Here is a 10,628-nt window from a genome sequence, read left to right on the forward strand (position 1 = left end):
GCCAGCCTAGGCATCCAGGACATGGAGGTCCTTTGGGTGCCGTTAGGCTTTTTGTGAGATCAAGCTATAGAACTACCAAAGCGAGCTCTTATATCTAAAGCACATATCTCATATGGACGCTTTAGTGTCTTTTAGTGTCTTTGAAAAAATTCTGCCGTGTAAATCCGTGTTCTTCAAAAGACCCCAGAGGTATACCCAAACACGCGTCTCGAGTCACGAGTCAAGACCCTAGAGAACTGCCTGAAAGGAGAACAATATATGCAAAAAGCTCCGTTACATATGATATATGAAGCGGCCAGCCGGTATAACATACTGGCTTTGACAAGCCGGTGTGCTACTTCCTGTGTGTTTTGCAGCCATCATCAGAACCCACCGGAAGTAGAAGCATTTTTTGTATCAGATTTGACACTGGATGAAGCCGTTACGGCAATGGAATTCCTGGATGAAGATAAAAAGATAATCATAGGGGAATCAGCTACCAGGCTATGCGAAGGAGAACCATTTATACATAAAGACTTCATCAAAATACTGAGGCTGCTGAGGGAAAAGTACAAAAACACTCCTATACAGATAACCACCAGTGGTGTTTATTTAGATCGGGAGACCTTAGGGACACTAAAATCCATTGGAGGCATAGAACTTAACATATCTCTGAACAGCTGCACCCAAGAAGGCCGTGAAAAACTCTATAGAGGCAGAAGTCTTATGGAAGCGGTGGAAGCAGTGAAGAATATAGCCTCCTATGGCATATCCTTCAACGGCAGCATTGTAGCCATGCCCCATCTTGTAGGGGAGAGGGATATAGAAGATACTATAAGATTCTTATCTCGGTGGGGAGCTGAGACCATTAGGGTATTCATGCCCGGTTATACAAGATATAGTAAGATACCCAGCCCTCCAGACAACATTGATGATATACTCAGGGGCATAGTAACTAAATTGAGACATGAGATTAAAACACCACTGATTCTGGAACCAACCATATTGAAGGATCTGACTCCTGTAGTAGAGGGAGTTGTTCCCGATTCACCAGCCCATAAAGCTGGGTTTAAAGGGGGAGAAATAATCACCAGAATCAATGATGAAGCTGTGTTCTCCAGAGCAGATGCATACTATGCCATATTGGCATCAGCCAATCCTGATATAGAATATTCAGTTGATGGAGTGATCAAAAAGACAGTTCTGCCAAAGAACTCTGGCGAAAGAAGCGGTCTTGTTTTTAATTATGATATTGACAAGGAGACTGTGGAAGCTATAAACAAGGTCATAGGGAAGAATCAAGGCAAAAGATGTCTGTTAGGAGTTTCGAAGTTTGGCTATAGGGTCATAAAAGAATGCTTCAAAAACGAAGATGTGGATATAGAAATTATAGAAAATAATTATTTTGGGGGAAATATTGGCTGTAGTGGTTTGTTGGTATTAGAAGATGTAAAACAGAAACTTGCAGAAAAAAATTATGAATATGATGTGATTATACTTCCTGCCGTCATGTTTGATAGCAGAGGAAGAGACCTTACAGGCAAGCATTATAAAGACCTGGAAGAAGAAACGAGAATAAAAATACATTTAACAGAATAAATATAAATAAACTGAATATGGAATAAAAAGCTGTAAGCCAACTGATTCAATGAAGAAGGTATTGCAGCTTTTTGTTTTTATATTGCAATTTTACTTGCAATTGGTATAAATATAAAAATTTTTATTGACAAATGCTATTACAATTTGTATAATTGTATACAAAAAAACAAAATTATTTATGGGAGGTTGTTCTATGTATAAAGCTACATTAATACCCGGTGACGGCATTGGTCCTGAGGTCATAAAGGCAGCAACTTCAGTCATTGAGGCAGCAGGAGTTAATATTCAGTGGGATGAAAAACCTATAGGACAGGCCGCTATGGCCAAATACAATAATCCATTGCCCCAGGACACCATAAATTCAATAGAAAGCAACAGAATAGCTTTAAAGGGCCCAAGTACCACAGAGATAGGTAAAGGCTTCAGAAGCGCAAATATAAGTCTGAGACAACGACTAAATCTATATGCTAATATAAGGCCTATAAGGACTATCGAAGGTGCCAATACTAAATTCAAAGATATTGATTTGGTGATTTTCAGAGAGAATACTGAGGATCTGTATATGGGTATAGAGCATATGGTAGGAAAGGACGCAGCCGAATCCATCAAAATAATCACCAGGGAAGCTTCCGAGAGAATAGCCTCCATGGCATTCAGCTACGCAGTGAAGGAAAAGAGGAGAAAGGTTACCTGCGCTCATAAGGCTAATGTAATGAAGCTCAGTGATGGACTTTTCTTATCCAGTGTAAGAAATGTAGCAAGCAAATATCCTGATATAGAGTACGAAGAGGTAATAGTGGATAGCCTCTTTATGAAAATGGTAATGAATCCGGAAAACTATGATATACTGGTACTGCCTAATTTATATGGTGATTTGCTCTCAGAGATGAGTGCTGGCTTGGTAGGAGGTCTAGGCGTTGTTCCCGGAGTTAACATCGGAGTAGAGGCGGCTGTATTTGAGCCTACCCACGGAACAGCACCGGACATAGCTGGTAAAGGTATTGCCAACCCCACAGCTGCAATACTCTGTGCCGTAATGCTATTGAAACACTTAGGAGAAAAAGCTGCGTCAGAGAGAATATACAACAGTGTATGCCATGTAATAAAAGAAGGCAAGTATGTGACCAGAGATTTGGGCGGTTCTTATTCAACCATGGACATGACAAAGGCGATAATTGACAATATGTAGCAGGTGATTTAATGGAGTTTTTTACGAAAAATCAGATATATGAAAAAATTCGCCAAGACATACTGGATGACAAATACACCAGAGGTCAAAGCCTGGTAGAACAGAAATTGGCAAAGGAGTTCGGTGTTAGTCGAACACCAATAAGAGAGGTATTAAGGCAACTGGAGCTTGATGGTTTGGTAGAGAGCATTCCAAACAGAGGTGTGTTTGTCGTAGGTATTACCCATGAAGATATAAATCATATTTATGCCATAAGACAGAGAATAGAAGGTTTAGCTGCATTATGGGCTGCAGAAAAAATGACATCGGAAGAACTAAAGCAAATGGAAAACATATATAATCTTATGGAATTTTATACAGCAAAGGAAGATGTGGATCAGATAGCACAGCTTAACACCGATTTTCACGAAGTAATATTCAAATCAGCTAAAAGTAAATATCTTAGGAATATGTTGACCAATTTTCAAGTATATCTGCAGTGGGCCAGATATGTTTCTTTAAAGGTACCTGGCCGTTTAGAGGCTGCTCTGGCAGAACATAAGAACATACTGGAAGCATTTAGGAAGAAGGACGGGGTCTTGGCAGAAAAAGCTGTTATGGAACATGTGGATAATTCCAGAAAGAACTTGGAAAAAATCAAGTAATGGGCTGACTTATTGCAAGTCAGCCCATTCTTCAAATAAATCATCTATTTTATTTTTCAGATTTTCCTTTTCTTCACTCAATTCATGGCATTTGATGTGGTCTGTGAAAATCTCCGGCTCCTCCATAAGGGCATCAATTTCCTTTACTCTGGCTTCAGCCATTGCAATTTCTTTTTCTATTATCTCCAGCCTTTTTTGTTGTCTCCGTTCCCTGGCTTTTTCCTCTTTTTGCTTCAACCAATCATTCTTCACATCAGAAGTTTTCTCATCAACTTCTTGAGCCTTATCATCAGCTTCCTTGAACAAGTTTCTTTTCTTCAGGTAATAGGAGTACCCTCCGTTATAAACAATAGATCCCTCAACAGTAAGTTCTACTACTTTGTTGGCCACTTTATTGATAAAATATCTATCATGGGATATGAATAGCACTGTACCGGCATAGCCTGATAATGCTTCTTCCAACACACCCTTTGATGCCATGTCCAGGTGATTTGTGGGTTCATCCAGGAGCAGAAAATTAGCCTTAGATAGCATAAGCTTCAACAATGCTATTCTGCTTTTTTCTCCCCCGCTTAATACTGATATTTCCTTGAAAACATCCTCTCCTTGAAACAGGAAGGCTGCCAAAGCATTTCTTATGGCTGTTTGATCAAGCTCAGGGTATACATCCCATACCTCATCGATTATCATTTTGCTATTGTCCAGACTTTCCTGCTCCTGATCATAATATGCAGGAATTACAGATGTTCCGAATCTTATTGCTCCTTCATCCGGCTTCAGCTTTCCTGCAATAATTTTCAACAATGTGGTTTTGCCTATTCCGTTGGGGCCTAGCAACGCCACTTTATCTCCCCGCTTGATTTCCAGATTAAAGTTTCTGAACAAAGGCCTATCAAAGGCTTTGGATACATTCTCCAGTTTGATTACATCATTTCCGCTTCTAACCTTAGGCTCGAATTTAAAATGAGCCTTCCTGGGCAGAGCCTCAGGCTTATCGATTCTTTGTATCTTTTCCAGCATTTTTTCTCTGCTTTCTGCCTGCCTGATGCTCTTTTCTCTGTTGTACTGCCTGTACCTGGCTATAATAGCTTCCTGTCGGGCTATCTCCTTTTGCTGATTTTCATACTCCTTTAGCAGTTGCTCCCTGTTTTCTTCTTTCTTTTCAATATAATATGTGTAATTGCCTTCATATTCTGTAAGCTTACCGTTTTCAATCTCAAAGGTTCTGTTGGTTACACTGTCCAATAAATACCTATCGTGAGATATGATCATCAAGGCTCCTTTATAGTCTCTCAGAAACCCTTCTAGCCATTCCACCGCTTCTATATCAAGATAATTGGTAGGCTCATCCAGTAAAAGGATATCTCTCTTTTCCAGAAGAACCTTGCCTAAAGCTACTCTGGTTTTCTGACCGCCGCTGAATAATGATACCTTTTTATCATAATCTTCAGAAGAAAACCCTAAACCTTTTAATACTCCACGGATTTTGCTTTCATAGGAAAAACCCTCGCTATTTTCATACTCCTGTTGGAGAGAAGAGTAGGCTTTCATAAGAGAATCCAGTCTGTCATTATCTGTACCTGGTTTTATGCTGCTTATTTCTTTTTCAAGCTCCTTCATTTTTTTTTCTATATCCTTAATATCAGTAAAAACCTTCAGCATTTCCTCCCACAATGTTGTATCCCATTGGAAGTCTAAGAACTGGGGCATATAGCCTATGCTTATGTTTTTACCTTTATATAATTCTCCCTTGTCTCTATCTTCTATTTCTGCTATTATTTTAAACAAGGTGGATTTTCCGGCTCCGTTGACACCTATGACTCCAACTTTATCTTTTTCCTGTAAAGAAAAAGAAGCCTCTTTTATGATAATATCCACACCATATGATTTTTGGATTTCTTTTGCTGACAAAATAATCATCTTTACCTCCTGCAGGCCTATTTCGCTTATCTCTTTATAATTCTACCAAAAAGATGCGGATTTATAAATATGCTAGGGGAAAATGGAAAGAATATATGGTAAAATACAAATAAAAAAATATTTTGATTACAAAATATTTTTTTGCTAATAATTGACTTTTAAAAAAACATATAATAAAATATTAACAATATAATTGATATTGTATATTGTTTGTTATATGATTTTTGATTGTAGACCTTTTTTTAATAGGAGTTGATAGTATGGAAAGATTTAGCAGTATATCTATGGCAGTAGTTAGGAGACTACCGAAATATTTTAGGTATCTTGGAGAATTGAAGAAAAACGATGTAAAAAGAGTATCTTCTCAGGATCTCAGCAGAATTACAGGTTTTACCGCATCTCAAATAAGACAGGATTTGAATTGTTTTGGAGGTTTTGGGCAGCAGGGCTATGGTTATAATGTGGATGATCTTTATCAGAACATCAGTGAGATATTAGGCCTTAATAAGATTTATAAAACAGTTATTGTTGGAATGGGAAATTTAGGGCAAGCAATTGCTAACTACAGTTTCTTTGAGAAAAGCGGCTTTGTACCTCAAGCATTGTTTGATGTAAATCCAAAGCTGATAGGATTAAAAATAAATGATATAAGAGTACATGATGTGGAAGAGTTGGAGAGTTTCGTCAAAGAAAATGACATAGAGATAGGTATTATTTGTACGCCAAAGAGCCAATGTCAAAAAGTGGCAGAATCTTTAGCAAAAGGTGGGGTAAAGGCTATTTGGAATTTTGCTCCCTCAGATGTAAATGTACCCGATGATATTATAGTTGAGAATGTACATTTGAGTGAAAGCTTATTTACAATATCATACCTGCTTAAGGAAAAGGAAGAGGTACTAAAAGCAAAAAAATTTTGATGATCCGTAGATAAAGGATTGACAAACCCTTAACATAGCCTGGACGCTATGTTAAGGGTTTGTTTCTTCACAAACTTAACATAATCCATATACATAAGCATAAGACACAAGAAAAGGGAAAGAATGAAACAAAGGAGGAAAATCAAGACTTCGTTAAAAAATAGATATATATCATAGTATCATTTTTAGAAAAAATATGTTAACATTGACATGAAAGAAAACTTGCAGACTTTTACATATATGAATGAAAACATTCAAAAAATTCAACAAGGTCTACAAAATTTTCACAACAATATGATAAACTCAAAAGGAGATGTATTAAATGACCGACTTACTTACCGGTTTTAAGGCATTAAGCCTGGGGAATATTGTAATGTTTGTAATAGCCTCTGTGCTTATCTACCTTGCAATAACCAAAGAATATGAACCAATGCTGCTTTTACCCATCGGGTTTGGCGCGATTCTGGCTAATATTCCCTTTTCCGGTGCCATCGGGGAACATGGTCCCCTGACAATACTATTTAATATAGGTATTCTTACAGAATTATTTCCATTATTGATTTTTATTGCAGTTGGAGCTATGATAGATTTTGGGCCTTTGCTTAAAAATCCCAAAATGCTGCTATTCGGCGGTGCAGCTCAGTTTGGAATATTTTTTACCATGAGCATGGCTGCATTGTTGGGATATAACTTGAAAGAGGCAGCTTCAATAGGAATAATAGGTGCTGCAGACGGACCTACTTCCATATATGTAGCCACCAAGTTTGCTAAGAATCTTTTAGCACCCATATCTGTAGCAGCATATTCGTATATGTCTTTGGTGCCCATAATCCAGCCTCCTGTAATCAGAGCATTGACTACTGAAGAGGAGAGAAAGATTAGGATGCCATATGAGGAAAATAGTATATCCAAGAGGGTTAAAATAATATTTCCTATTGCAGTCACTTTGGTAGCAGGTATAATTGCTCCCACAAGTGCTGCTTTGGTAGGATTCTTAATGTTTGGGAATCTACTTAGAGAATGTGGTGTAACTGAGAGGCTCTCAAAGTCAGCTCAGAATGAGCTTGCTAATCTGGTTACAATACTTTTAGGAATAACAATTGGCTCAACTATGACGGCGGAAGGCTTTTTAAGCATAGATACACTAAAAATAATAGCTATGGGACTGGTAGCCTTTATATTTGATACTGCAGGAGGAGTTCTATTCGCCAAGTTCCTGAATCTATTTAGCAAGAAAAAGATCAATCCTATGGTTGGAGCAGCAGGGATATCAGCCTTTCCAATGTCCTCCAGAGTAATACAGAAAGAAGCACAGAAAGCTGATCCATCAAACTTCATACTAATGCACGCAGTTAGTGCCAATGTTGCAGGCCAGATAGGCTCAATAATTGCTGGTGGACTCATATTGGCATTGGTAAAATAGGGAGGTTGAATCATGAATTTATCAGTATTCTATGAAAGTTTAAAGGTTATGGCAAATGGTATGGCAGGAATTTTCATTGTTATAGTGATTTTTTACATGCTAATAACAATATTGACAAAAATATTTCCCGAAAACAGATAATTAGTATATTTAAAAAGTGAATATATATGATAAAATAATAGTTAATTTAAATATGGGGGCATAAGTATGTGTCCTCATTTTTATTGAAAGGAGCAATATCTGATGGAAGTATATGCCCTCATAGGTCAAAGCGGCACAGGGAAAAGCTATAAGGCATTTATGGTAGCCAAGGATAAGGATGCTCAGTATATAATAGACGATGGTCTTTTGATTGGGGGCACTAGGGTTATCACCGGCAACTCGGCAAAAAAAGAGAAAACTAAGCTTGCTGCTGTTCGCAGAGCTTTGTTCAAGGATGAAAACCATAGAGAAACAGTTAAAGCTGCCATAAAGGAGCTAGCTCCGGAAAGGATACTGGTGCTGGGAACATCGAAAAAAATGGTAGAGCAGATAACGAAGGCCTTGGAACTTCCAATGCCCTGTGAGACTGTTTATATAAATGAAATATCCACTGATTCAGAGATTGATACAGCATTAAAATCACGAAGAGTGGAAGGAAAACATGTAATACCCGTACCAACTGTTGAGGTAAAGAAGGATTTCTCCGGGTATTTCATCGATTCCCTGAAAATATTCAGGAAGAGGGAAAAGTCCGGGGATATGGCTGAGAAGACTATAATAAGGCCTACCTTCAGCTATCTCGGTAAATATGAGATATCTAAAAATGCTTTGATTCAGCTGGTAGAAATCTCTGCTTTGCAGTTGGAAGGGGTTAAGAGAGTTAATAAAGTGAGGATAGATAATAGACCTGAAGGTGTAATAATAGATGTGGAAGTATCTTTGACTCTGATACAGAGGCTTGACTTGATGATGAAGGATATTCAGCAGATGATCAGGGAAAGATTGGAGTATGCTACCGGCTTGAATGTGATAGCTGTAAACATATGGACTGTAGGCTTGGTGCTTTCGGACAAAGGAATATATATTGGCGATGCCTAAATACTGGGAAGTGAATGATATGGAGAGAAAAAATATAATAATTAAGGAAATCAGGAATGGCTTGATATTGGATAATGTTCATGACTTCAATGCTAAGCATATTTTTGAATGCGGACAGTGCTTCAGATGGAGACCTGAGGCTGATGGCAGCTATACTGGAGTTGCTTTTGGAAAAGTGATAAATGTGAAATCAGATGAGGTCAACAAAAGAGTTCAACTAATCAATACAAATATTCAGGATTTCAATGAAATATGGTTTGACTATTTTGATCTAGGCAGAGATTATGGTGAAATAAAGAAAAAGCTTTCTGAAGATCCGGTTCTGAAGGTTGCCATACAATATGGAGAAGGCATCAGGATATTGAAGCAGGAGCCCTGGGAGATGCTTATATCATATATTATATCGGCAAACAACAGGATACCAATGATAGCCAGAAGCATAGGGCTTCTGTCGGAAATGTATGGACAGCCCATTGAGTATAATGGGGAGATATTTTATACATTTCCCACACCGGAGGAACTATCTGAGGCTGAGCTATGTGACATTCAAAAATGTAAAGCAGGCTTTAGATGCAAATATATAGCTCAGGCTATTAATATGGTTTTGGATGGAACCATTGATCTGGATTATATCAAAAATCTGGATGCAGATAGTGCTCGCGAGGAGCTGCTTAAGGTTCCTGGGGTAGGAGTTAAAGTGGCAGACTGCATAATGCTTTTTTCTATGGAGAAATATGACACATATCCTGTTGATGTATGGATAAAGAGAGTTACGGAGCATTTCTATCTTCATGAAGATGTGCCCATGAAGAGTATTCATGAGTTTGCCAGAGAAAAATTCGGTGGACTGGCAGGTTTTGCCCAGGAATATTTGTTTTATTATGCAAGAGAGATGAAAATAGGAAGCGGTAAGGGGGAATTACAGTGATTTTATCAGGTGCCATTGCAAATGCTTTAGGAGTATTTGCAGGCGGAATAATAGGTATGTTTATGAAAAAAGGCCTGCCTAAAAGGTTTGGGGATTCCATCATGTATGCACTGGGATTGTTTACACTAGGCTTGGGAATAATGTTTTTTATGGAATCTAAGGAAATTATGGTGCTCATTTTTAGTTTGGTATTGGGAACCCTTATCGGTGAATTAATTGATATAGAAAAGAGATTGGAGAACTTAGGAGATTCACTGCAATCCAAATTCAAGGGAACTGGAGGAAGATTTTCTGAAGGTTTTGTAACGGCAAGTTTGCTTTTTTGTGTAGGGTCTATGGCAATTATGGGATCCCTACAAAGCGGATTATCGGGAAACCATGAGGTTTTATATGCAAAAACGATCATAGATGCGGTGTCTTCAATTATTTTTGCTGCTGCCATGGGCTTTGGAGTAGCTTTATCTGCTGTACCTGTTTTGATATATCAGGGAGGATTAACTTTGGCAGCTTCGGTAGTAGCCCCCTATCTCAGCGATGCAGTGGTCAGTGAGATGACTGCAGTGGGTGGGGTTCTTCTTATTGGACTAGCCCTATCTATTTTGGATATCAAAAAGGTTAGAGTAGGTAATATGCTGCCGGGCATATTTTTACCCATTATTATTATGATGTTTTTTTAATTAGAACTCAGAGTTCAGAACTCAGGATTAGGGTATTCCTCTAGGGTCTTTTGGAGGAACACGGATTTACACGGAGGTAACCACGGATTAGCACGGAGGGTATCATTCTTAGCCACTAAAAGACACTAAAATGGGTATATTAGACATGTGCTTCAGATATAAGAGTTCGCTTTGACAGTTCTATAGCTTGATCTCACAAAAAGCCTAACGGCACCCAAAGGACCTCCATGTCCTGGATGCCTAGGCTGGCGTCCGTGCCAGCCTTACGGCTT

The 10,628-nt window shown here is 38.4% G+C and carries 10 protein-coding genes; 9 read left to right on the forward strand and 1 reads right to left on the reverse strand.

The features are described from left to right. Positions 1–258 precede the first annotated feature (258 nt). From ACESM9_RS11895 to ACESM9_RS11905, 3 genes are all read left to right on the forward strand, one after another. On the forward strand, positions 259–1,578 hold the full coding sequence (locus ACESM9_RS11895; protein WP_372998792.1) for a DUF512 domain-containing protein: 1,320 nt from the start codon (positions 259–261) through the stop codon (positions 1,576–1,578). Between the two features lie 193 nt (positions 1,579–1,771). Further along, a complete protein-coding gene (locus ACESM9_RS11900) occupies positions 1,772–2,767 on the forward strand; it encodes an isocitrate/isopropylmalate dehydrogenase family protein (RefSeq protein WP_372998795.1) in 996 nt (331 codons plus the stop codon). A gap of 11 nt (positions 2,768–2,778) precedes the next feature. Then, positions 2,779–3,411: a GntR family transcriptional regulator gene (locus tag ACESM9_RS11905; RefSeq protein ID WP_372998798.1), complete on the forward strand. Its 633-nt coding sequence runs from the start codon at positions 2,779–2,781 to the stop codon at positions 3,409–3,411. A gap of 9 nt (positions 3,412–3,420) precedes the next feature. Here ACESM9_RS11905 and ACESM9_RS11910 read toward each other — a convergent pair whose 3' ends face one another. Continuing rightward, on the reverse strand, positions 3,421–5,331 hold the full coding sequence (locus ACESM9_RS11910; protein ID WP_372998801.1) for an ABC-F family ATP-binding cassette domain-containing protein: 1,911 nt from the start codon (positions 5,329–5,331) through the stop codon (positions 3,421–3,423). Positions 5,332–5,591: 260 nt separating this feature from the next. Between ACESM9_RS11910 and ACESM9_RS11915 the strand changes: the two genes are divergently transcribed. From ACESM9_RS11915 to ACESM9_RS11940, 6 genes are all read left to right on the forward strand, one after another. After that, positions 5,592–6,248: a redox-sensing transcriptional repressor Rex gene (locus ACESM9_RS11915; protein WP_372998804.1), complete on the forward strand. Its 657-nt coding sequence runs from the start codon at positions 5,592–5,594 to the stop codon at positions 6,246–6,248. Positions 6,249–6,570: 322 nt separating this feature from the next. Then, the gene (locus ACESM9_RS11920) at positions 6,571–7,671 is read left to right on the forward strand and encodes a sodium ion-translocating decarboxylase subunit beta (RefSeq protein ID WP_372998807.1); all 1,101 of its coding nucleotides are present in this window, start codon (positions 6,571–6,573) and stop codon (positions 7,669–7,671) included. 12 nt (positions 7,672–7,683) lie between these two features. After that, positions 7,684–7,812, forward strand: a complete 129-nt coding sequence (locus tag ACESM9_RS11925) for an OadG-related small transporter subunit (RefSeq protein ID WP_372998810.1) — start codon at positions 7,684–7,686, stop codon at positions 7,810–7,812. Between the two features lie 102 nt (positions 7,813–7,914). Next, positions 7,915–8,751 carry a hypothetical protein gene (locus ACESM9_RS11930; protein WP_372998813.1) on the forward strand — a complete coding sequence of 279 codons (837 nt, stop codon included), beginning with the start codon at positions 7,915–7,917 and terminating at the stop codon, positions 8,749–8,751. A 19-nt stretch (positions 8,752–8,770) separates the two neighbouring features. Next, complete coding sequence (locus tag ACESM9_RS11935) at positions 8,771–9,679, forward strand: DNA-3-methyladenine glycosylase family protein (RefSeq protein ID WP_372998816.1); 909 nt, start codon at positions 8,771–8,773, stop codon at positions 9,677–9,679. Beyond that, positions 9,676–10,356, forward strand: coding sequence for a DUF554 domain-containing protein (locus ACESM9_RS11940; protein WP_372998819.1), 681 nt, complete (start codon positions 9,676–9,678; stop codon positions 10,354–10,356). Before ACESM9_RS11935 ends, ACESM9_RS11940 begins: the two co-directional genes overlap by 4 nt. Positions 10,357–10,628 lie beyond the last annotated feature (272 nt).

It is taken from the genome of Lutispora sp., from assembly GCF_041687175.1.
Classification (GTDB): domain Bacteria; phylum Bacillota; class Clostridia; order Lutisporales; family Lutisporaceae; genus Lutispora.

Excerpts from the sequence above, each read along its gene's own strand:
- ACESM9_RS11895 (WP_372998792.1), top strand. The coding sequence starts at position 259 with ATGCAAAAAGCTCCGTTACATATGATATATGAAGCGGCCAGCCGGTAT.
- ACESM9_RS11900 (WP_372998795.1), top strand. The coding sequence starts at position 1,772 with ATGTATAAAGCTACATTAATACCCGGTGACGGCATTGGTCCTGAGGTC.
- ACESM9_RS11905 (WP_372998798.1), top strand. The coding sequence starts at position 2,779 with ATGGAGTTTTTTACGAAAAATCAGATATATGAAAAAATTCGCCAAGAC.
- ACESM9_RS11910 (WP_372998801.1), bottom strand. The coding sequence starts at position 5,331 with ATGATTATTTTGTCAGCAAAAGAAATCCAAAAATCATATGGTGTGGAT.
- ACESM9_RS11915 (WP_372998804.1), top strand. The coding sequence starts at position 5,592 with ATGGAAAGATTTAGCAGTATATCTATGGCAGTAGTTAGGAGACTACCG.
- ACESM9_RS11920 (WP_372998807.1), top strand. The coding sequence starts at position 6,571 with ATGACCGACTTACTTACCGGTTTTAAGGCATTAAGCCTGGGGAATATT.
- ACESM9_RS11925 (WP_372998810.1), top strand. The coding sequence starts at position 7,684 with ATGAATTTATCAGTATTCTATGAAAGTTTAAAGGTTATGGCAAATGGT.
- ACESM9_RS11930 (WP_372998813.1), top strand. The coding sequence starts at position 7,915 with ATGGAAGTATATGCCCTCATAGGTCAAAGCGGCACAGGGAAAAGCTAT.
- ACESM9_RS11935 (WP_372998816.1), top strand. The coding sequence starts at position 8,771 with ATGGAGAGAAAAAATATAATAATTAAGGAAATCAGGAATGGCTTGATA.